This is a genomic window from Sporocytophaga myxococcoides DSM 11118 (genome assembly GCF_000426725.1).
GTDB lineage: Bacteria > Bacteroidota > Bacteroidia > Cytophagales > Cytophagaceae > Sporocytophaga > Sporocytophaga myxococcoides.
In genome coordinates this window covers 705493-727579 of record NZ_AUFX01000003.1, presented here as the reverse complement: position 1 = coordinate 727579, position 22087 = coordinate 705493, and the positions used below count along the sequence as shown (strand labels likewise).

At 36.0% G+C, this 22087-nt stretch carries 18 protein-coding genes; 5 read left to right on the top strand and 13 right to left on the bottom strand.

What is annotated here, in order from left to right; genetic code table 11:
- Nucleotides 1-456: 456 nt before the first annotated feature.
- Entirely contained in the window at nt 457-1674 is a 1218-nt protein-coding gene (locus tag K350_RS0102800; RefSeq protein ID WP_028978617.1) for a PrnB family protein, read from the top strand.
- Between the two features lie 70 nt (nt 1675-1744).
- Here K350_RS0102800 and K350_RS0102795 read toward each other — a convergent pair whose 3' ends face one another.
- Together K350_RS0102795 and K350_RS0102790 are read right to left on the bottom strand one after the other, a co-directional pair.
- Nucleotides 1745-2143, bottom strand: a complete 399-nt coding sequence (locus tag K350_RS0102795) for an immunity 22 family protein (RefSeq protein WP_028978616.1) — start codon at nt 2141-2143, stop codon at nt 1745-1747.
- 341 nt (nt 2144-2484) lie between these two features.
- Nucleotides 2485-3819: a T9SS type A sorting domain-containing protein gene (locus tag K350_RS0102790; RefSeq protein WP_028978615.1), complete on the bottom strand. Its 1335-nt coding sequence runs from the start codon at nt 3817-3819 to the stop codon at nt 2485-2487.
- Between the two features lie 531 nt (nt 3820-4350).
- Between K350_RS0102790 and K350_RS0102785 the strand changes: the two genes are divergently transcribed.
- A complete protein-coding gene (locus K350_RS0102785) occupies nt 4351-6456 on the top strand; it encodes a T9SS type A sorting domain-containing protein (protein ID WP_028978614.1) in 2106 nt (701 codons plus the stop codon).
- Between the two features lie 204 nt (nt 6457-6660).
- Here the strand turns inward: K350_RS0102785 and K350_RS0102780 are convergent, their stop codons facing one another.
- From K350_RS0102780 to K350_RS0102765, 4 genes are all read right to left on the bottom strand, one after another.
- Nucleotides 6661-7191: a T9SS type A sorting domain-containing protein gene (locus K350_RS0102780; RefSeq protein ID WP_028978613.1), complete on the bottom strand. Its 531-nt coding sequence runs from the start codon at nt 7189-7191 to the stop codon at nt 6661-6663.
- Complete coding sequence (locus K350_RS0102775) at nt 7161-7568, bottom strand: hypothetical protein (protein ID WP_028978612.1); 408 nt, start codon at nt 7566-7568, stop codon at nt 7161-7163. The genes K350_RS0102780 and K350_RS0102775 overlap by 31 nt, the downstream gene beginning before the upstream one ends.
- 20 nt (nt 7569-7588) lie before the next feature.
- Nucleotides 7589-8260: a hypothetical protein gene (locus K350_RS0102770; RefSeq protein WP_028978611.1), complete on the bottom strand. Its 672-nt coding sequence runs from the start codon at nt 8258-8260 to the stop codon at nt 7589-7591.
- A gap of 247 nt (nt 8261-8507) precedes the next feature.
- Nucleotides 8508-10616: a DUF7619 domain-containing protein gene (locus K350_RS0102765; RefSeq protein ID WP_028978610.1), complete on the bottom strand. Its 2109-nt coding sequence runs from the start codon at nt 10614-10616 to the stop codon at nt 8508-8510.
- A gap of 690 nt (nt 10617-11306) precedes the next feature.
- Between K350_RS0102765 and K350_RS0102760 the strand changes: the two genes are divergently transcribed.
- A complete protein-coding gene (locus K350_RS0102760) occupies nt 11307-13526 on the top strand; it encodes a LamG-like jellyroll fold domain-containing protein (RefSeq protein WP_162144120.1) in 2220 nt (739 codons plus the stop codon).
- A gap of 240 nt (nt 13527-13766) precedes the next feature.
- On the opposite strand, the gene K350_RS0102755 is transcribed toward K350_RS0102760, so the two are convergent.
- The 5 genes from K350_RS0102755 to K350_RS0102735 all read right to left on the bottom strand — a co-directional run bounded on the left by K350_RS0102755 (nt 13767) and on the right by K350_RS0102735 (nt 19212).
- Complete coding sequence (locus K350_RS0102755) at nt 13767-14618, bottom strand: hypothetical protein (RefSeq protein WP_028978608.1); 852 nt, start codon at nt 14616-14618, stop codon at nt 13767-13769.
- Between the two features lie 259 nt (nt 14619-14877).
- A complete protein-coding gene (locus tag K350_RS0102750; protein ID WP_028978607.1) occupies nt 14878-16053 on the bottom strand; it encodes an iron-containing alcohol dehydrogenase in 1176 nt (391 codons plus the stop codon).
- A complete protein-coding gene (locus K350_RS0102745; protein ID WP_028978606.1) occupies nt 16050-16349 on the bottom strand; it encodes an antibiotic biosynthesis monooxygenase in 300 nt (99 codons plus the stop codon). The genes K350_RS0102750 and K350_RS0102745 overlap by 4 nt, the downstream gene beginning before the upstream one ends.
- A gap of 85 nt (nt 16350-16434) precedes the next feature.
- Nucleotides 16435-17220: an exodeoxyribonuclease III gene (locus K350_RS0102740; RefSeq protein WP_245598413.1), complete on the bottom strand. Its 786-nt coding sequence runs from the start codon at nt 17218-17220 to the stop codon at nt 16435-16437.
- Between the two features lie 1122 nt (nt 17221-18342).
- Nucleotides 18343-19212: an SDR family oxidoreductase gene (locus K350_RS0102735; protein ID WP_037573605.1), complete on the bottom strand. Its 870-nt coding sequence runs from the start codon at nt 19210-19212 to the stop codon at nt 18343-18345.
- A gap of 131 nt (nt 19213-19343) precedes the next feature.
- Here K350_RS0102735 and K350_RS0102730 point away from each other — a divergent pair, with 131 nt between their 5' ends.
- On the top strand, nt 19344-19709 hold the full coding sequence (locus tag K350_RS0102730; protein ID WP_051312796.1) for a winged helix-turn-helix transcriptional regulator: 366 nt from the start codon (nt 19344-19346) through the stop codon (nt 19707-19709).
- A gap of 174 nt (nt 19710-19883) precedes the next feature.
- Here the strand turns inward: K350_RS0102730 and K350_RS32230 are convergent, their stop codons facing one another.
- The gene (locus K350_RS32230; protein ID WP_156026881.1) at nt 19884-20063 is read right to left on the bottom strand and encodes a PDDEXK family nuclease; all 180 of its coding nucleotides are present in this window, start codon (nt 20061-20063) and stop codon (nt 19884-19886) included.
- 746 nt (nt 20064-20809) lie between these two features.
- On the bottom strand, nt 20810-21163 hold the full coding sequence (locus K350_RS32225) for a hypothetical protein (RefSeq protein WP_162144119.1): 354 nt from the start codon (nt 21161-21163) through the stop codon (nt 20810-20812).
- 111 nt (nt 21164-21274) lie between these two features.
- On the opposite strand from K350_RS32225, the gene K350_RS0102710 reads away from it, so the two are divergent.
- Nucleotides 21275-21982 carry a hypothetical protein gene (locus K350_RS0102710; RefSeq protein ID WP_028978601.1) on the top strand — a complete coding sequence of 236 codons (708 nt, stop codon included), beginning with the start codon at nt 21275-21277 and terminating at the stop codon, nt 21980-21982.
- The last annotated feature ends 105 nt before the right edge of the window (nt 21983-22087 follow it).

The following is a 22087-nucleotide window of genomic DNA, read 5'->3' as shown; positions in this document are numbered from 1 at the left end:
ACTTTTTCTCTTTCAGCTCCGGCCGGAAGGTTCCATGATATCTTTTCCCGAAAATAACTTTTATCCTTTCTGTCATATATTCTAATTAATCGTTCGATTGTCCCATATTTTATTAAAGTTTATTAATCAATGTCTACTCTTAGTTCAAAGCTAAAGATTAACCCAGTTATCCTGATAATTCTTTTGAAATATTTTAGAATCAGGTATATAAATTTTTGTGAAATAGATAGCAGTATTCTTTCAGTTTAATTAGCCTTAATGCATCAGTCATTTTTAATCATTCAATTTTTATAGGCATATTAATTTAGTTGTTGAAACAATTCTTTTAATTTGAAATGGGCATTAATAATCCAAAACCCACTTTCACATATTGATAGGTTGCATTCACAAAGTGCTCAGCCTTACAAATGAAGCATTGTCTATATTCACCCCTGTTAGACTAAAAGTATAGAATATATGCCTCCCATTGTCCTGTCAGAGCAAATTCAGCTATTCTTAAAACATCCAAGTTTTCTTCCTCAAAAATTGCCTTTTACTCAATTGCCCGAACCTTTTAATAAATATATAGAATTGCTGAATAGAATACATCTATGGAATAGCAAGGAGAGGGGAGGTGTCAGAGGTTTCGTTTACGAAGCTCTTAAAGATGTATCCATCGAGGATATTCAGATAGATGCTTTGAATTATTGGGAACAAGAGAAGTTCTTTTCAGTATTAACATTAATTGCCCATTGCTATCGCTGGAACTATCTGCCTCCTGAGCCTGAAGAATTTCAGAAGCAACAGATGCATTTCCCTAATCAAATCTGGAAGCCTTTAATTTACCTTGCTGACAAGTTAGAGCATCCGCATTGCGGCACCTTATGGAGCATTATGCTCATGAATTGTCAGGTAAATGGACAAGCCCCTGGAACAAATATACTGATAGACAAAATACAATTTAATGATCTTTCCTTAATCCATAACTGGGTTTGCAAGGAATTTCAAGGACAGTTGGAGCACTGGATAAAAATATTCATTATGACTGAAATAGTTGGTACAACTGCTAACATAGCCTGTATGAATATTTTGAATGCAATGATAGCAAACGATAAAGAAATGCTTGCAAATGCTTTGGATATGCTCTATGAAGGTATCCTTGGGATAACTACTGTCTTTAACAGAGAGGTAAGAAGACAAAAGCTAAATATGGAACAATGGCGTGAGCATATTCAGCCATCTTTCGTCTGGGGATTGATGGATATGAATAGCCAATGTCTTCTTGAAGGGGTAAGTGGTTTGCAGATTGGATGTATTCAGCTAATGGATCTTATTCTGGGATTGGAGATGGAATCTGTCATGGGTAGAGCTATGATGACTTCCAGAAAGTATTTCCCAAAACATAGTAGGGAGTTTTTAGAAGCGCTTGAACCCTACAGATATAAACTTAAGTCTTTTTTGAAAAATAATGATGACCGGGGGCTAAATGCTAAGTACAATCAATGTATAGAAGCACTTGAAAACTACAGGATCAGCCACAAGCAGCGAGGCAAGAGGTATATCAAAGGTGATGGAAGCCCTCGAAGTATCACTACAACAGGACTATCTGTACAAAATTCATTTGAAGCTATAAAGCAGTTTGATGCAGACATGGAAGAAAGAATACAGGAAACAGTGAAAGAGAAAATTTCTTAAGAGGATTTGAAAGACATGTCCTGTTTCTCTCTTAGCATTTTTTAATCCGTTATAAGCAGAATAAATAGTGTTAAATGTTGTATTCAATTTGTCCGATATATAGCAATGAATACTCTGGTGTTAATATAGATGTAGGCTTTTGAATCCTACCTTTGGTAATGAATACAATAGTGTTAATTTTCTTTAAATTTGTTTCCTTAGCTTTATCAAATACCTCTGCTATCCATTGATCAGAATATGAGTACTTTTTAAACCTTTCAATAAAAGATTCATTCCCATCTTCAAATCCGCTTTCCATAAAGTCGTGATCAATCCAATTTTCATTCTGACTTTCTGCAAATTTAGAAATGTACTTTTCTTCAATATCATTCTCTTCTTGATAGAAGTCTGGATTTTCACCAAAAAAGTTAAAGTATGCATCTTCTCTTTCAAAATTTCCAACCCAAAAGTCTGAAACCTCTTTTCTCATCAGGTTAATTTCTTAAGTTATTACTAAGTATGGCTGTTTCTCCGTCAGCTAAACTTTAATATGATTCGATTTTCTTTATAATGTTAAAAATAATTGTTGTTATCACAAAGAGCAATGGATTATCTAAATACATTTTTAATATATAGAGTTTTTTACCAGAGCCAGCATATCAATTTCCATAAGTCCCTTAAAGGGCTTGCTTTGTCGGCATACCATGACGTCCTATGTATGGTAAAATCTAAGTTAAGTTGAAAGTTTTACTTTCCCCCAGGTTTTCAAATCAAAATAAAAGCTCATTGATCTTTCGACCAATGAGCTCACTTTTGTCATAACACCTGTAATTAATAAATCATAATTCTTCCTTTGGATACAATGGACCCGTCAGCATTTACTACAGTATAGAAATGTATGCCGGAATCAAGTGTTGCAGGAAGTAAAGTAATTCCACCTGTAATAGTTTGTGTAGAAACCAGGGTTGCTGCATCAAAAATATTTAAGGTGAAGGTTTCAGTAATCTCAGCATCTACAGCAATGGTCGCTTCTCCTGCATTAGATGGATTTGGAGCTATGACTGTATGCACCTTTGGAGGAAGTATGGCAATTTTTCCTGTGGATACTTTATATCCTTCAATGCTTACAAGTTCATAATAATAAAATCCTGACGCAAGAGTTGGTAAGGTGTTAGATCCTCCATTGACAGTTAAAGTTTGAACCAAGCTATCACTGAATGTATAAATATTTAATGTGAATGATTCGGTTGCATCCGCAATTATTTTGATTGACAGTGTATCTCCTGCATGAGTGATATAAGGGTGTACAAAACTTTTAATTTTAGGTGCCTTGACAATTATTTTGCCTCCAGACACAATATAGCCTTGCGCGTCTTCCAGTGCATAGGAATAAACTCCTACCGGAAGGACAGGAAGTACGTTTGCTCCGCCATGCACACTCAATGTATTTATTACAACACCTCCGGTATCAGCAATAGTTAATGTAAAAATTTCGGTCGGTCCTGCAAATACTAAGAGAGAGACGGTATCTCCAACTGTTGAAGGATTGTATTTTACGAGTGAAAGTACTCTTGGAGCTTTTACGTTTATTTTACCTTTTGATACTGTCTTTCCATCAACATTCACAAGGGAATATGTATAATAGCCCACCGGCAATTGAGGCAGTAGGGAAGTGCCGCCCGTGACTGTTAAAGTATGCAATACAACATCACCTGTATCTGCAATTGTAAGAGTGAAAGACTCTGATGCAGGAGCTTCAACCTTAATGGATATAGTGTCTCCAACGGTGGAAGGGTTAGGGGAAACAATAGTTCTTACTCTTGGTTCTTTTACTATAATAGAACCCAATGAAACTTTTTTGCCATCAGTGTCTGATACTATATAATGATATACTCCAACGTTAAGGAGAGGCAAAGTAGTCTTACCTCCGTTTACCTTCAGGTTAATACTATCAGCATCATTAAAAATAGCAACCGAAAATGTATCAGTTGCAGCTGCATGAACTTTTAATACTAATGTATCTCCGATAGTAGATGGGTTGGGATATACGCTGCTTATTGCATTCTTAAATCCATGCCATCCATGCTTCTGGGCATTGACATTAATGGAGCAGACGAATACAATCACCATCACAAGCAATTGCTTAAAGTAGATTTTTGCGTTCATAATTTTGTTGTTAGTTGTGTTGTTTTTTTATCAAGACTGAGTGGCAAAAAAAAACGTAGCCTCGTCGAATGAAAAAATATTTATAAAAATTCAATGTTACTTCATGTAAAATGCTTTTTCATTACATTGTTCTTTTTATTATCTGGAGGGTTACAGCTATATGAAATTTGTAGAAGTTTATTATAACAGAATTTCTAATGCAACATAAGTTTAGCTATAAAGCATTTTAAAACAGGTATAGAAGAATGAATAAAATAAACAATTCGAGGATGAGCAGTATATAATTGTTATAATGAATTTATTTGTTTTATGTTGGCTAATAAACAGCATAAGCAAAGTCTATCATTCCTAAATCAAAAACTATCGTTAGTTATCCCAAATATTACGTTTGTAAATCTCGGTCACTTTTGCATATACATAAAGGGTTACCTCAAAAACAGACAATTGTAGTAGGGGATTAAAGGCGTATAACGAAAATCGATATAGGCTTTATTCCCCTAATTTCTATTTAAAAAGAACAATACATAGGTCATGAGGATTATAAGTTTACTGTTATTTTTTATTATCAGCGTTCACAGGTTACAAGCTGCGGTTTATTTTGTGGATAATGTTAATGATTCCGGACCTGGATCATTCAGACAGGCGATTCTGGAAGCTAATTCTTTTCCTGATCAAGACTTCATATTATTCACAGTGCCTTCCGTCAGTAATATCAGAATATCACTTATGACTCAACTTCCCGATATTATAGGTCCTGTATATATCAATGGAATGGAACAAGGTGGTATAGGGTATTCTGGCCCTCCTCCTGTGGAAATAGATGGCAATGGCCTTACACTTAATGAAGCCGGAATAAGAATATTAGCTTCCCAATGCACTGTAACAGGGTTAAGTATTGGTGGGTTTGATACAGGTATTCATATCCAGGGAGACAATAATTATATATTCGGAAACTATATTGGTTTATTCAGAGATGGAAGTGTTAATCCAAATACAATAGGGATTAATCTTAATGCAGCTAACAATAATATTATAGGTTCTGACCTGAATGGTAAAGGTGATAGTAGGGAAATGAATATAATCTCCGGAAATGCTACAGGAATAAGGTTAAATCAAAGTACTTTAAATTCTATTAATAGTAACCTGATAGGTACGGATATCACCGGAACTCTTGCTATTCCTAATACAGAGAATGGTATTGAACTCATATCTAACTCCAATACAAATTCTATTGGACGGAATTCCCCGTTTGCTAGAAATGTCATATCAGGTAATGGCAGTAATGGGATAAGCATCAATGCCTCAAATGGTAATTCTGTTATAGGAAATCTTATTGGAACAGACATAACAGGAAATGCAGGAATACCTAACATCATTTCTGGAATAGAATTAGTGGATTCTGATAATACTGTTATCGGAGGGGCTTTGATATCAGAGCGCAATATCATTTCAAAAAATCAGTTGCATGGAATTTTGTTAAAGGGCAATTCGAACCAGAACGAGGTTTATAATAATTATATTGGATTGGGAAGCGACGGTACAACTGCTTTAGGTAATGGTTCAGATGGAATCAGAATAGCTGAAGGTGCCGGAAGAAACTTTATTGGCTTTTCCGGTGATAGAGCTAACGTTATTGCACATAACAGCGGAAACGGAATCAATGTCACCACAGACGGTGGAAGTGGAAATGGCTTCCTTGGTAATTCAATTTATAATAATGCCTTGTTAGGAATTGATCTGAACAATGATGGTGTTACAGCCAATGAACTAAAGGATATTGACACAGGCCCTAATAAACTGCAAAATTTTCCGGTGCTTGAATCAGTTATCATCAACCCCTCTGATGTGAATATAAATGGTACTATGTTCGGAGAACCATTAACATTTTATGAGCTGGAATTCTTTTCAAATTCAATACCTGACCCTTCAGGTTATGGAGAAGGATCTGAATATATAGGCACTACAGTTGTCACAACTGATGCAGATGGAAAAGCAGAATTTAACCTTGTTCTTTTCGAAAGCGTACCTAGCTCCAGTTTTATTTCATCTACAGCGACCGGCCCTGATTTCAGTACTTCTGAATTTAGCGGTCCTTATGATGGAACACTTCCGGTAACACTGTTAAGTTTTGAGCTACAGGCTAAAGAAGGTATAGCTATACTTCAATGGAAAGTAGCTTTGGAAAGAAATGTAAAGCACTATGCAATTTATTCTTCTGAAAATGGAATTGATTTTGATTCCATAGGTCATGTTCCTTCTAATGGAAATCAATCCTATCAATACAGTGATTATATTAATTATAAAGAGAGACTATATTATAAATTTAAGACCACAGACTATGATGGTTCCTATTCCTTCAGTCCTGTCAAATATCTGGGAGGTCATGATCAGGTAAAATCATCATTCATACACCCCAACCCATGTAGTAGTAATTTTATCATAAATTTATCGGGATATGATCAGGATGAAATTTCCATAAAGGTTGTGGGTGTGGATGGCAAGATTGTTTTTGATGAATCATATGTAAACATGTATACCATTTCAATTCCTACTAACTCTTATGCTTCAGGTTTGTATTATGTACTTATATATTCTGAAAAGGATTTTGAAAGTATTCCTTTAAATGTTGTGAAATAAATAAGGATCCATTTATCAGATTATTCCGTTTGTAATACCTTCGGAATATTTTAGAAAAAATGCAAATATACGGAGTAAACTAGTAAGCAAAAGTCTTAAGCCCATACTTTATCGCACTGGGAGAAGCTGATTCTGTTTTTATATAAACTAAAAGTCCCGTCTTAGTGAAAAATAAGACGGGACTTTTAATTATTCTGAAAGTGCTTATAGCTTTACAATTTTCTTAACAGCTTTTCCATTGTCAGAAGATACTTCAAGGAAGTATAAACCATTTTTTAGATCGGAGATATCAATGTTGTGGCTTTCACCTTTTGCAGCATAGATATTGTTTTCTTTTACAACAGCCCCATTTTGCTCTGTAATCCTTAATGTATAATTGTCCGAAGCAAGATCTTTAAAGTCAACAGATATCAGGTCAGAAGCTGGGTTAGGGCTTACTGATAGTTTTAAATTCTGCAAATAGGTATTTTTATTTGAAGTCAGGGATGTAAGGTCATATGCAATAACCGCATTAAATGAAGACTCTCCTTCCGGCCCATTAAGCGTTGCTTCAAGAATGCCAAACAATGGATTGGTATATCCCGGAATAAAGTATCCATATGCATCAATGGTTGTTGAATAACTATCGGAGCCTGTAATTTCTATGTTGGAGATACTGGTTACTTTAATTCGAATTACATTGTTGAATGTTCCAAAGGAAGTTTTTAGGGTGCCATAACCAAACCTTCTGAGCATTTATTTAAATATTTATCTAATGGAATCCAGTCTCCAAATTTTTGTGAATGAATTTCTATTATTTCAATAACTAACTTATCATGATTTTCTCCTACTGAATTACTGTATAATTCAGCAGGAGTATCATTGAATTCAAGTAAAAGCGGATGTTCATTATACTCATCTATTGAATATGCATATGTATTTTGGATTGCTTCTTCTTTTATCTTTTCGATAATTATTTCCCATAACTGTTCGCTGGATTCTTGAGATCCTGAATTTATATTCAATTCAAGGTAGAGGTTCTCTTCAATCCATTTGCATGAATTAATTTTAATAGAACCTCCTTCTTCGAAATCGAGGGAGCTAAAAAGTGTTAATAATTCAGATGGTACCATTTATAACCGTCTTGGGATATTCAATTAAACGTCGCCTCTCTCGTCAATTTACTCTTTTCTAAGTCAAGACCATCACTGAACAAGTCTATCAATAATTTTTCAACTTCCTGCTTGTTAAAAGTCTTTGGGTTACGTCTGGATTTCAGATAGTTCTCTCTTGTAATCTTCTCAGTGAGCTGACCAACAGTTTGCAGGTTAAGTACATTACCCGTTTTAAATGCCAGCCAGAATCCAGATATAGAAAGAGCCAGGCCTGCCACACCAATAGAGAATTTAATGAAAAGTCCGACAACTGATGCAACTGATAAAACAAGAAGAGTTATGACTATCCAATAAGGTGGTCTTAATATGTGCAACTTAAAACCTAAGATCATTTCTATATTTTTTATTCTGGAACGTCTGTCGTTGCTCGGTAGAATGGCCGCAAGAGAAGTGTCCGGAGCGATTGCTTTAGGATCAAGATGAAGAGATTTGCTAATTGCATTACGAATCTTATAAAATGCCTGCTGACTTGTACAATCGTCTGAGTGAATAAGTTGAATCTTGTTAATAATATGATCACAAAGCTCTCCGAATGTCTTCAAATGTAAAAGTTCATCATCTAAGAATTCAAAATCAAATGAGATTTCAACTTTTTTAAGTACGTCTTCAATGTCCTCAGGGTCGCTGTTTTTAAGTTCGAATTCTTTCATGCTTTTTAGTCTGATTATTATACAAATTCATCATACTTTTATTTGCCCATCTTTTACTAAGATACCTCTTTAAGGAATAATAATCAAAGGTACAAAGTATTTAAGGAGTTGGAGAAATGCTTTGGAATTTTCAAACCCGTTGACTTACAATATAGAGGAAGAGGAGGATATAGAATGTGCTTATAAAATAAAACAGCCAGTTTCTCAACTGGCTGTTTTGTTATGTTTGAATTATATCATAGCAATTTTATTCTATTACTATTTTTTCATGGAAGTATTCTCCATTTAATTGTAAAGACAGAATATACATCCCTTCTTTGATTCCTGATAATGGAATTGTAATTGTATTACTTTGCTGCTTGTCAAAGGGAACTTGATTTATAACTTGTCCGGATAATGTTGCAATAGATGCCAAACCATTTCCGCTTGTGTTGAAATTGTCGTTTATGAAGACTATATCTTTAGCAGGTTGAGGATATACTGAAAGTCTTTTCAGCTTGTTTGGTGTTAAACCAGCAACAACATCCGAGTTAATTTCTGTACTCACAGTATCTGTTATAATAGGATCATTGAAATCAAAATATATAGCACCGTAATTGCTGATTACATTTCCATTAACAAGAGTGTTTTTTAGTTTTACTCTGAACCTTACATATCCGTGGCTTTCAGGTTCATTCTTAACACTGTCCGGAAGATTGATGTCTGTGAAAGTCCAGCGCAGAGCTTTGCCTCTTTGAAGAAATTCATAGTTATGACTTGCACTGATAAGCTCTATAGAAGATAGATCAAACTTATCTTCAAGAGTATCACGGACTATTACTGTAAAGGCTGTATCTGTTCCTGTATTTTGGAAACGGATTGTATAATCTAGGAACTGACCTTGAAGAACCTGATTTTCGCTTATCGGTCCTTTCGGAGCAACAGTTTTATCATTCGGATCATATGATCCTGTAATAAGAGAGGTATAGCTTACTTGATTAGAAAGTAAGATGTTTTCTTCCGAATTTCCTTTGCCTTCAGCAGAAACGATGTATTCGGTGCCTATTAGATCAGTTTCTGCAGGTACTTGAAAATATACCCTTATTTCTTTTTTCTCTCCAGGAGAAGCGCTCCCAAGGTTCCATGTCAAAACATTACTGATGTGACTTGAAAATTGTACATCCGTTTTTATGAAATCTAAAAGAGAAGGATAGTTAAATGAAAGCTGCGCATTATTTACAAAATTATTTCCTGAATTTTGAAGCATGACTTTGTAGCCTGTGATAAATCCTGGTCTTGCAAAGGAGATGGGTGTTATGGCAATTTTAAGATTATTGACAGGCTCCAAATAGGGAACAGGAAACTCATAGATAGAATCAGGATCTGTTACAGTATGAAGTATGTCATTGTGAAAAAGAATATCCTGGTTAAGCGCCAGGGTATGTACTCCAGCTCCAAGTACAACCGCATATTCGCCTAAATGGTTTGTTTCTACTACAACTGAACCATCATCTACGCTGACTTTTGCGTTTGCTACACCGGGTTCGTTTTCATCCCTGATTAGATTATTGTTCCTGTCAATAAAAACAATACCCTTTATGTGGGGATATGAAGTGCATCCGTTAACGTTTTCAGCTACGCAGATCTCATCAGTAGGACTTTGAAATTCGTTTAATGTCGTAGGTATATTTGGTAAGCAGGTTAATGGATTGCCTTTGCAATATAGTTTTACCAAGTCAGGCATTCTAGGCAAGCATTTCAATTTGTTATTTGAAACAGATACCACCTTAAGTTTGCTTGGGAAATAACCGATAGCATCAATATTGTTGTTTGAAATATCCAGTAATGTCAGACTTGTGGGTAGTGTGGGTAGTGTTGAAATTGAGTTGTTAGGTACCAGCAGATGTTGTAGTTTAGGTAATTGAGGAAGAGCCGAAAGCTTGGCATTTGCACAGTGTAAAATAAAGAGAGGAGCCGGAAGTTGCGGCAAGGATGTCAATGGATTGTTGTCACAAACTAGAATCTCCAGCTTCTCTGGCAAAGCGGGTAGTTGTGTTAGATTATTGTTAGCACAATAAAGGTCGACAAGGTTTTTAGGTAATCCTGGTAAGGCATTTAACTTATTATTTCTGCATAAAAGTCCAGAGATGCTTTGCATATACTGAATTCCTTCAAGGCTTTCAATCCCAAGACTGTCTAACCGAATGTATCCGGTAATTGTGTCAGCACATGTAATCTTCAGTGAGTCAGATTCTATGCATTGAGGAAATTTTTGTTGAATGTAATTTTTAAATATAAGATCCGGAATTGCCGCTCTCTGGCCATAGGAAAAATTGAAAATAAGTAAAAGGATAATTAACAGTAACTGTTTTTTCATAATTGGTTATAGGTTAAAAATTTGATAAAAAAGAAATTAGATGTAGTAATTACATCCTATGAACTGTAAATATATGAAATTAAAGCGGCATTAAAGGTATATTACGGATAGTACTCGTTTCCCAATGAAAATTACGAGAATAAATGTTGCATTTTTATGATCTCCTGCGGGCTATTTTCTAATTCTAATCCTTTGTCTCAAATAAAAGGAATTGTCAACAAGGTAAATAAAAATTTCAAGCTTGTAAGTTGAAATTGCAAGCTTGAAAAAGAACTAACCGGCTAGGAAATAAGAATTCCTGGTTAGAAAAATAAGAGTCTAGCCAGGACACCTGGTCGGGCAACATCAGATTTAACAATCTGCAAATATTAATATATTTCGTATTTTAGGGAGAATATCTTGTATCGTGTAGTCTCAGTGGGTAAGAGAAACAATAGATAATTAATTAATACTGGACCCGTGTTCTTTCATAACAAGGTGTACCATATTTCAAATAATTGATACAACGATTAATGATATTTCTGTTCCAAATTGGAGAAACTAAAGCTCATATTATAAATAAAAGTGTATTACAAAATTAGAACAGTAAAAATTTCAAAGACCATGAAGAACCTTATACTTTTTTTGATTCTATTTACAAATTTTTTACCTATTGTGTCAGCCCAGAATTCTCTGAAAGGCAACATTTATATGGATTATAATAAAAATGGAATTTATGATGTTGAACCTCCTTTTGCAGATGTAAAAGTCGAATTACTGAATACTTTCAATGTTGTTCTTTATACAACTTACTCAAGTAATTTATCAATCATGGGAGGAAGTAATTATTCGTTTGAAAACATCCCGTATGGTAGTTACATACTTAAGTTTACAGCTCCTTCAGGTTATACATTTTCCAATGTTCAGGGCTTTCAGGTACAAAGTTCCGCAAGTCCGATAACGTCTTCAGGACCGATTTCATTTTTCCCGGGCCAAAGTCAACAATACAATATGGGTATCTATCAATATGTACCCCCGATTACAGCCCCAACAATTCAGGTAAGCAACTTTAAAATATCAGGTATTCTGGCGCGCTCTTTAAGACTTTCCTATAAAAGAGGAAATGGTCAAGGTGTTTTAATTGTTGGCAGGGAAGGAGCTCCGGTTTCAAAAGATCCTGTCGATAATCAGATGTATTCCGGTTATAAGGAATATGGATCCGGTACGGACCTTGGCGATGGTAATTTTGTTATTTACAATGGAAAAGATAGTGTTATTGATATCTCCTATTTAAAACCCGAGAGGCAGTATTATTTTAAAGGATATGAATACAATGGGTCATTGATCACATCTGTTTTCCTTCTGTCCGGAGCTCCATCCATTTCCGCAGTAACAGCAGAACTATCCAGCAGATATGCCGGCACTGCCCTTGATTTTAATGGTGTGAACAGCTGCCTTGATCAGATGGGATATGCAGATTGCAATACAACTATGCTGGCGGAAGGAGCCTACATTAACAATACAGGAGTATTTACAATGGAATTGTGGCTGAAACTAAAAGATCACTCAGCGAATACTTGTCAGGCTTTGTTTACAAATGGTGAAGGAGCCAGCTTCAAAGGTATTTTCTTTGCATTTGATAACCGTACTTCAATAGGCAGAAACAAACAACTGGTTTGTGAACTTTATAACGGAAGCGGAACAAAAATCATCTCATCCCTGAGTGAACCAGCTATCATTACTGACAATGAGTGGCATCATGTTGCAATCACCGGAGATGGAACCAATGTCAGGTTTTATGTAGATGGAAATGAATCTTTGGGTTCTGGTGTAATGGGCACAAAATCAACTGGGTCCTGGACGCATAACTCAGCTTATTTCGGGGTTTGTCCTGTTACAGGAGAGTGCCGTGGTGGTGATATTGAATATAAATACTGGCTGAACGGGCAGGTAGACGAACTTAAATTCTGGAATATCACCAGAACATTGAGCGATATCAGAGGTAATATGAATCTTATTCTTCGTGGTGATGAACCTGGTCTCAGGTCCTATCTCCAATTTAATGAAGGAACAGCAGGTTCTGGTGCCGGGTTTGTGCTCGATCTTCTGATGCATCAGGGAGGTGCTGCGCAGGGAGGATATAAGCCTTATTATATAGTATCTCCCATTCCTGTTGGACGGGGAGTAAGCACAAATCTTAATGTTACAGGTCCTGGCACCTATGATTTCACCGGAGCAGGAATAAAAATGACATTCCCGTCATCTGGTGTTTATCCAGATGGAGAAGTAGTTGTAACCCGACTAAAATCGGTTCCTGCAATTACTCCGGTAGATGTTAAAGATGTAACTGAAAACTATTGGGTGATCAGAAACTATGGGGAAAACAATAGTTTTTCACCACTCGAAAATCTGACATTTACCAATATAGGGGCGATACCAACGGCCAGAATATCAAGTACTGAATTAAATATTCAATTATATCAGAGAGCACATAATGCAACAGAATCAGTTTGGGCAAATATGGGTGAAGCAACTCAGGCTGATTTAAACTCGCAGACTATTGTGTTTTCAAGTGCAAATAATATTACAAGTTTGGGACAGACAATTATTTCTTTAAGAGAAGAAATTGTAACAGGACAGCAAACTTCCGGAAAGACTAATTCGGGAAATAGACCATATGTTACCAGTCCTTATCCTGTTCCATCCTTTAATGAAGATATCCGTTTTGAATATATTTCAGAGGTAATTGATAACTTAAGTATTGAAGTGTCCGACGTTTTTGGAAAAGAGACTAGAACTATATTTGAGGGAACATCCAATGCAGGAATAAATAATTTTGTAATACCTGTAAAAATGCTGTCTCCGGGTGTTTATTTATTGAAAATAAAAAATAGTGAATCATTGTTCTCAGAAAAAATAATAGTGTATTAACGTTTAATGCGTTAAAGATAAATACTCTTCTATTTTAATTTTTGATCGGGATAAACAAATACCCGATCTTTTTATTTGAAGGACTTGTAACACCAGCTCAGTCGCATTTCCGCGCCTCATCCTGTGTCTCACTATAACTATCAAGCCAATAATTATTATTCTACATAACCCTAGTTGAGCAAACAAGGATTAATGATAGACAAAAAAGGGATCTTACAGATCCCTTTTTTATGATTTCTATTATTTATTCTTCGCGTCCGTCACGCCCGGGTCTAAAACGAATTTAGCATCACCGATTTTTATCGGCTTCATTTTTGATTCCGTAAAAGTGTCTTTCCATACGATGTTCATAGTCGCAAATTGCATATCTACAGTTTTACCCGGAATATGCCATACGCCAATAACTTTCGCATGCTCTCCCGGAAGTACAAGATCTACTTCAGTTTTTCTGTTTTCGTTAGCAAACTCCTGGCCACTTTCTGTTTTTAAAACCAACTTGTTTGCTTCAATTTTTCCGACATCAGAACCGCTATAAGTGCATTTGAAGTTAACAGCTGTTTCCTTAGTCTCTTTTTTTATTTTCTCCAGGTTACAGGTAAAACCACCTGCCTGAAACTCATTTTTTGAAGCTGGTATTTGAAAGTCAGGGGCACTAAGCTTTTTACCTTCTGAAGAAATTCTGTAAAAACCATCTAAAATCAGGGTCAGTTTTTCCACGTGAAAGTTCTGACCGCCACTTACTTTAAGGATTTTTGTTTCCGTAGCTTTAGGATCAATCACCATATTCATACTCTGAAACATTCCGCCACCGCTGGCATGCTGGTCTCCGAATTCATACTTAAATGTAGGTTCATTTCCTTTAAAATAGATAAAGTCTTCAGTCTTATTGGTGATCTTTAACTTTACCTGAGTAAAGGCTTGCTGGGAGTGGGCATCAATGAATTCGATATGCAATACGTCGGTATCTATCGGTTCTACCTTATAATGATTTTCATGCTTAGGATCGCTGGGTTTCCTTTGTGCCTGCGCTGTCATAACAAGTGAAACAGCGAACAAGGCTGCTAGCAAATGTTTGAAAAAAGGTTTTCTCATTGGTTTGGGTTGTGGTTTATTAATTTGGTTTTTTACTACGGTTAATTAAGTAAAATGATACATTTTAATCAATAACCTAAGATTTTAAATTTTGCTTTGTTTGGTTGAAATATTCTTAGCGTTCAGGGAAGGGATACAATTGTTATTCCAGGGTATCCTCGTAGATTCAAAGGGGCTATTGAAGAAAGGAGCAGTTTGAGCAACAGCGACAAAATATCTCAGAAATGCCTTGCTGTTGCTCAAAGTGTTGCTAAGAAATTTACAACGCCATTTCCAATGCTTCCGCCATCTGTTCTGGACTCAGCTTTACAGGATTATTTTTATTGTCAGATCCTGTGACTATCCGGTCAATGTCTTTACTTGTTAAGTTAAATGCAGACAACGCTGGTATTTCCAATCTCTTTGTAAGCTCATCGATCTGCGTTACAATAAACTCGATATAATAGGCATCAGACTTATTTTTTTCCTTTGCGAACATCTTGCCAACTTTAGCATATTTCTGCAAGGCAATGTGGTGGGGATCTTTTTGCTGAAGGCTTTTTACCGTTATATTGTTGACAGGTCCCATTAATGCACTGCAAATTACACCATGAGGGATATCAAAGTATCCACCGATTGTGGAAGCAAAACCATGCACTGTACCTAAACCTGCATTAGCAAGGGTAATGCCTGAGATCAAAGAAGCGTAAGCCATATCTGTGCGCGCTTCAATATCCGTGTTGCCATTTTCATAGCAATTGACTAATGAGGCAGAAATTCTATTCAATCCTTCTATGGCAAGAGAATCAGTCATTGGGTTGGCATTGGTAGATAGAAATGATTCCAGCAATTGAGTAAAAGCATCCATACCAGTATATGCTGTTATGTGCTTAGGGCAGGATAATGTCAGATCAGGATCTATAATTGCCAGATCAGGAACAAAATTATCATGGCGCAAAGATTTTTTAAATCCTTGTTCTCCCACCTCTGACAACACGGCGTTTTTTGTTGCTTCACTTCCTGTGCCTGACGTTGTAGGGACAGCAATAAACGGTACCTTATTGCCAGAATGCGTTCTTGTTCCAACACCTTCAAGAAATAATTGTACAGATGCATTTTCTCTCAGCATGGCAGAAATAGCCTTCCCTGCATCCAACACGCTTCCACCGCCAATAGCTACAACTACCTCTATATTTTTCTCCTGAAAATTTTTAACACATTCATCCACCAGCGAAGGAGAGGGTTCTTTATCAATTGTGTAATGATCCCAGGTAATGCCGTTGTTAGAGAAATCATCCTGTAATTTCTCCCAGGTTTTACTTTTAATAAAAGAAGCAGCACCTGTTACGATAAGGACCTGTCTGCCGTAAGCTTTTACAGCTTTAGGAAGACCGGAGATTTTTCCTGATCCGAATTGAATGGCAGGGTTGCGTGCAAATACAAATGGTGCAATCATGAATTTTGTGGAAATAATATTTGATGTTTTACACCTTCTCTAGGTTTAGCCATAAATGGAGCTACAGTATCACGCCAGGTAAGGTAGTGGTTGGTTTCTTTATGTGCAGCCGCTGCCGCTTCGCTGGCATAAGCTTCATAAAAAACAAATTTTGATGGATCCGAAGCATCCTGTAGTATATCAAATCTAAGATTACCGGCCTCTTTAACCGATTCCTCATGATTCTGTTTGGTAGCTGCTATAAAAGCCTCTACGCACTCAGGTTTTACATATACATGTACAATAGTTGCAATCATAGTAGTGAATATTTTTATTGTTGGTAAAGGTAAATTATAGCCTTTCTTAATGTTATCAAATATTTAACGGAACAGCTTTCAGCTTTCAACTTTTAACTATCTCAATCTTCAACTCAATGGGGCAATGGTCTGAACCCATGAATTCATTGCTCACCGTTGCCTCTTTAACCTGACTGATCAATGAATTACTGACCACAAAATAATCTATTCTCCAGCCAACATTTTTTGCCCGTGAATTGAAAAAGTTACTCCAGTAGGTGTATTTGATTTCATCCGGATGAAGCAGCCTGAAGGTGTCTGAAAAACCGGAACCAAGTAATCTGTTGAAGCCGTCTATTTCCCTTTGAGTATATCCTGCAGATTTATTATAGTTCTTTTTCGCATTGGCTATATCTTTTTCCGTATGTGCTACATTCAGATCTCCGGCAATGATCACAGGCTTTTTGGCGTTCAGATCCAGAACGTACTTTAAAAAGTCAGCATCCCACTTTTCGCGGTAATCAAGACGTTTTAATCCTTCTCCTGAGTTTGGTACATAAACTGTTACAAGAAAAAAATGATCATACTCTGCTGTGATAACCCTTCCTTCCTGATCGTGTTCTTCAATATTCATATCATAAGTTACGCTTATGGGAACATATTTGGTAAGGATAGCTGTGCCAGAATAACCTTTTCTTGCCTTTGATGCGTTTCCATAAACTTTGTATTCAGGCAGCATGGCGCACAATGTTTCCACATCATGAACTCCGGCTTTCGTTTCCTGCAAGCACAGTATATCAGGATTCAAGGTGTTAATGTCCCTTACAAAATCCTTCTTCATAATGGAGCGGATGCCATTTACATTCCAATTGACCAAATGCAGTAAAGCCATATAGATAAATTTCGAAATCGAAGTTAATTATAGAATTAATAAAGAAAAATTAAAAAATGAAATGATTTGAAAAGGTATTTAGATGCTTGAGAAATATATCTATTAAAAGACCTCACCCTAAATCCCTCTCCTGAAGGAGAGGGACTTTAATGCATATGTTATTAGCTATTTCAGTTTTTACGTCGTATTTTCTTCTTCTCCCCGGTCTGTGGCACACCATAGCCGTCAACTTAAGCAAGTTTAGAATTACATAATTCTTAATCAAAGTAAATTAGCAACAGCAAGACTATTCCTGGAATATTTTGTTGCTGTTGCTCTCTTTTTCCATTATTACTACTCTTTTATATAGCAGGGAAAACTATTTTTTTACTTGTCTCATCACTAAGTTGACGGCTATGGTGGCACACAGACCGGAATCTGTCCATAACAGTTATCCAAAATAATCTCCATAATCTGTAATAATGGAAAAAGTCATATAGTGATTCGTCTTTCTTTAAAGAATTTTTCCATAATTGGTTTAGCTGATTAGATCAAAAATAAAAAAATGACACTCATGAAAAAAGGAGAGTTAATTAGACTACTTTGATCGTGGAGGAAAGGTTTCGGTCTGTGAGCCACAGACCGAGGAGCGGATTAGATCAAAAATAAAAAAATGAAACTCATGAAAAAGGGAGAGTTAATTAGACTACTCTGATCGTGGTGGAAAGGTTTCGGTCTGTGTCACAGACCGAGGAGCAAATGGTTTATAAAATTTTTTATCAAACATAAAACATGCTTAACTTTAAAATTGAATGCAAAGCGATTTTCTGATATACTTTCATTTAAAGCTAGATTGGAATTCATCAATAAAAATCACTCCTAATTGATGCCCGTCTAGGTTGTTGCTATGGCGGGTTTTAGAGCGCTTCTCTGTCCGCCGAGACACCGCCAGCACGCTTTATAAAAATAAATAAAAAAGTGCGGCTTTAGAAGCGCGCACTCAAAATTTCATCATCACCCAGCTATAGCTACAACCTGGTGTTATAGGCTGTGGTTTTTGTTTGTATTAAAAACTATTCATTTAATTACAAATCTTTTTTTCAATTATGTCCAATGTCTGCAAGATTTATATTAAGTTTTATCTTAAAATTTATAAATTTCTTTTAATGATTCCTTAAGATCTGTTGGTTTTCTTCCTAACAGTTTTTCAAAATCAGAGCTAATTATTTCATATTGATGATTTTTGATGTCAGTTGCAAATCCAGTCATAATTGAAACGAAGTTTTCAGGTATACCTAAAATTTTTAAATTTTCTGAATATACTGAAGTGTCAAGGTCTGTATAACTGATGGTTTTTCCAGATAAAGAAGAGAAGATGTTTGCTATATCTTCATAAGAATATAAATCATTTCCCGTAAGTTCATAGATTTTGTTTTCGTGATTGTTTTGCAATAACACATTTGCTGCTGCTTCGCTCATTTCTCTTCGAAGAGCGTAAGGAACTTTTCCGTTTCCTGCAGGAAAGATAATTCCTGTTTCAAGAACTTTTTCCCCTACAAAGATTTTTATTTCGTCAGCATATAAGGAGTTATGTAATAAAGTATAAATCAATCCGCTTGCCTTTATGTATTCATCTGTTTGGAATAAGGGTTCGATTAAACTTTTGGTCTTCGATACACTTGGATTTTTGAACACGGCCCCGGTAAAAACTATGTGTTTTACCCCTGATTTTTTCGCTACATCAACTACATTTTTGTGGTGCTCAAACCTATTTTCAATTGATGGAGAAGAAACTAGTAAAATTTTATCTATCCCATTTAAAGCTTTCTCAAGGGATGCTGTATCTTCATAGCTCCCAAATCTTACATCAATTCCTTTTTCTTTTATGATAGTTGCCTTGTTTTCATCTCTTGCAAATGCCACGATATTATTTGCTGCTGTGTGTTTCAATAATTGTTCAATTACTGTTTTTCCTAAACGACCAGTTGCTCCTGTAATTAGTATTTTGCTCATTTTCTTTTTGTTTTATTTAATGGAACATTTTATTATTAAGACAAAGTTATCTACCTTAACTATAAAATATATAGTACTATACTTTTGTATAGCGCTATACAAAAATATAGAGACAACTGAATGAAGTAGTTATGAGTAAAATATCAGAGATAAACAGTATTAAAGACTGTTCAACCGATTACGTTTTGGCAATTCACGATACCTTAAATGTGCTTAATGGAAAGTGGAAAACGCCTATTATAGCGCAATTGCTTTTTGGTAAAAAGCGTTTTACTGAATTGGAAAAGACAATTCCAAAAATAAATCCACGAATGTTGTCTAAGGAATTGAAAGATTTGGAAGTTAACGGTATTATAAATCGGACAGTTTACGACACAGTACCTGTTACAGTAGAGTATGAATTAACAAAGTCTGGGTATGCTTATCGTAAAGTTTTAGATGTGATGTTAGAATGGGGATTACAACATCGAAAAAACATAATCGGAAAGAAAAAATAAGTTGATTGTCGAAAGTTTCTCAGTTTATTTATAGTTTGTTCCACCCTAGCCTATAACGGCCAGTATATGGTAAGTAGGGTGGAAGAAAGCAAAGTACTTTCGACTTCCGCCGCTGTTCCTAAACACAACTAAACTGTCTAATACAAATAAACACCCAATTTGCTATATACAATGTTAGGTGTTGTTTTTTACTTCTTCCAATATTCTATCAACTGCCTTTTCTAAGTTATTGACAATTTCACTTCCTTGTATTCTTATTGCTTTAATTCCTAAATTTTGTAATTCATTTGATATTTTTTCATCCTTCATCTTGACCTTTCCATTCCTATGATGTTTTGTAGAATCACAGAAAATAGCAACTTTTTGTCAGGAAAATATAAGTCAACTTCTGTTAACAATTCATCCCCTTTTATGAATACCTCGCTTGCTATCATTTCATAAAAATTGTCATGGGCTTCACCATTTTTTAAAATTAAAGTTTGAAGTATAGGAAATAAATCTTTAAATGCGAGACCTTGAATTAAAACAATTCAATAGGTGAATCACAGCCCCAAGTCCTACTGGGCTTAATATCAGTGAAAGGTTTGAAATATCGTTTAATTCTATACATATCGTATTTGTCAATAATTTCTTTATCAAAATCATGAGGCCCTGCTATAACGCCTTCTCAAGTTCTATATCAATGGGCAAAAAAAACGTCCACTCCCAGGGCAGAATCTGATGCTCTTAAAAACGAGAATTAATGGATATTGCAAAGTATAAAATAAAGGTGGATACCAATCATTCAATTGACTAACCCCTTTCTCACCGGTCTTTGGCACACAGACCGGAATCTATCCATAACAGTTATCCAAAATAATCTCCATAATCTATAATAAAGGAAAAAGTTATATAGAGATTCGTCTTTCTTTAAAGAATTTTTCCATAATTGGTTAAGCTTATTACATCAAAAATAAAAAAATGACACTCATGAAAAAAGGAGAGTTAATTAGACTACTTTGATCATGGTGGAAAGGTTTCGGTCTGTGAGCCACAGACCGAGGAGCGTATATGACGGTAGCAATATTCATAAGCCCGCATTCAAAATTTCTTTTCCTGAACTAATAGAGCTTATTCCGGACTATATCTGGCTTACTCACGGGCTTTTTTTGCTTAAGTTCAGAGTGCCTGTGCTTAAGCAAATATTGTCCGTGCTTAAGCAAAAAGTGACCGTGCATAAGCACAGGACCTGCGGAAGTGCTTCCGTCCCCATCGGGAGTGCTCACGATGAGGCTGTGAGTACTCCCGAATGCTGCGTGAGTACTTTCGGAAGTGATGTTAATATTGCCGCTCATTCTGTGAGTAATTACGGAAGCTTCGTGCTTAAGCTCGGAACTCTGGTGCTTAAGCACGGAGCTTTGAGGCTTAAGCACGAGGCAACGGAGCTTAAGTACGCACCATTCGTGCTTAAGCACGAGTCTTTGCGGAGGATATTTTTGAAAAAAAATGTTGCGTCGAATAAATTAATGTTCTAATATTGAGCCAGTTATTTTTTTAATAGAATCTTTTAAACCAGTTAACCAACTATGTCCACCAACACGGGATATCTGCCAAGGGCAGATAAAGACAGAGCTATTTGGCTCAAAAACTTTTCCATTAAACTTGCAGGTCATGCAGAAAATGTAGGCATACTTCCAGATGAAGTTCTCAGCGTTTCCAATGATGCTCTTGTTGCCATCTATTCACTTGAAGCTGCGGAAATAGCAAAGAGTGTAGCATCTCAGCAAATCGGCTTCAAAAATTTGATGTATGATGGCCAGGAAGGAGGAGGAGAGATTTCTTATCCTGCCCCAACACCTGTTCTTACACAGCCTTTGCTTGTAAAGCCCGGCATCTTTAAGAGAGTGGGAAAAATGGTGCAGAGAATCAAAAATCATAGGAATTACAACGATGCTATTGGCAGGGATCTCATGATTATTGCTGCAGATTCTGCACTAGACAAGATGACCATGAAACCTCAAATAGGAGGAGGGCTTGATGCGCACCGTCCTCTTATCAAATGGAAGAAAGGGGCTGCAGACTCTATCGACATCTATGTGGACCGCAAAGATGGCAAAGGGTTTGTTTTCCTTGTCAATGATTCCTCTCGTGACTATGTAGACAACCATCCTTTACCAACAGGGACAGATACTGCAGTCTGGTCTTACAAAGGAATCTTCAAGCTGAAGAGTGCTCAGGTAGGTGAATTTTCAAACACCATCAACATCACTGTCACCAGACAGATTGAGGTGTAGGAGGGAGCTTTTGCTTGTTTGAATTGATCCGAACCACCAGGGTGCTTATAGGCTTTGGTGGTTTTGTTTTTGGGGGTATATAAAGGCTGTCAGTGAATTTTATAT

Coding starts and splice junctions, on each gene's coding strand:
- K350_RS0102755 (WP_028978608.1), bottom strand. CDS start 14,618: ATGAGAAAACCTTTTTTCAAACATTTGCTAGCAGCCTTGTTCGCTGTT.
- K350_RS0102760 (WP_162144120.1), top strand. CDS start 11,307: ATGGATTATAATAAAAATGGAATTTATGATGTTGAACCTCCTTTTGCA.
- K350_RS0102785 (WP_028978614.1), top strand. CDS start 4,351: ATGAGGATTATAAGTTTACTGTTATTTTTTATTATCAGCGTTCACAGG.
- K350_RS0102780 (WP_028978613.1), bottom strand. CDS start 7,191: ATGCTCAGAAGGTTTGGTTATGGCACCCTAAAAACTTCCTTTGGAACA.
- K350_RS0102740 (WP_245598413.1), bottom strand. CDS start 17,220: ATGGCTTTACTGCATTTGGTCAATTGGAATGTAAATGGCATCCGCTCC.
- K350_RS0102750 (WP_028978607.1), bottom strand. CDS start 16,053: ATGATTGCACCATTTGTATTTGCACGCAACCCTGCCATTCAATTCGGA.
- K350_RS0102790 (WP_028978615.1), bottom strand. CDS start 3,819: ATGAACGCAAAAATCTACTTTAAGCAATTGCTTGTGATGGTGATTGTA.
- K350_RS0102775 (WP_028978612.1), bottom strand. CDS start 7,568: ATGGTACCATCTGAATTATTAACACTTTTTAGCTCCCTCGATTTCGAA.
- K350_RS0102730 (WP_051312796.1), top strand. CDS start 19,344: ATGAGTAAAATATCAGAGATAAACAGTATTAAAGACTGTTCAACCGAT.
- K350_RS0102710 (WP_028978601.1), top strand. CDS start 21,275: ATGTCCACCAACACGGGATATCTGCCAAGGGCAGATAAAGACAGAGCT.
- K350_RS0102770 (WP_028978611.1), bottom strand. CDS start 8,260: ATGAAAGAATTCGAACTTAAAAACAGCGACCCTGAGGACATTGAAGAC.
- K350_RS0102745 (WP_028978606.1), bottom strand. CDS start 16,349: ATGATTGCAACTATTGTACATGTATATGTAAAACCTGAGTGCGTAGAG.
- K350_RS0102765 (WP_028978610.1), bottom strand. CDS start 10,616: ATGAAAAAACAGTTACTGTTAATTATCCTTTTACTTATTTTCAATTTT.
- K350_RS0102800 (WP_028978617.1), top strand. CDS start 457: ATGCCTCCCATTGTCCTGTCAGAGCAAATTCAGCTATTCTTAAAACAT.
- K350_RS0102735 (WP_037573605.1), bottom strand. CDS start 19,212: ATGAGCAAAATACTAATTACAGGAGCAACTGGTCGTTTAGGAAAAACA.
- K350_RS0102795 (WP_028978616.1), bottom strand. CDS start 2,143: ATGAGAAAAGAGGTTTCAGACTTTTGGGTTGGAAATTTTGAAAGAGAA.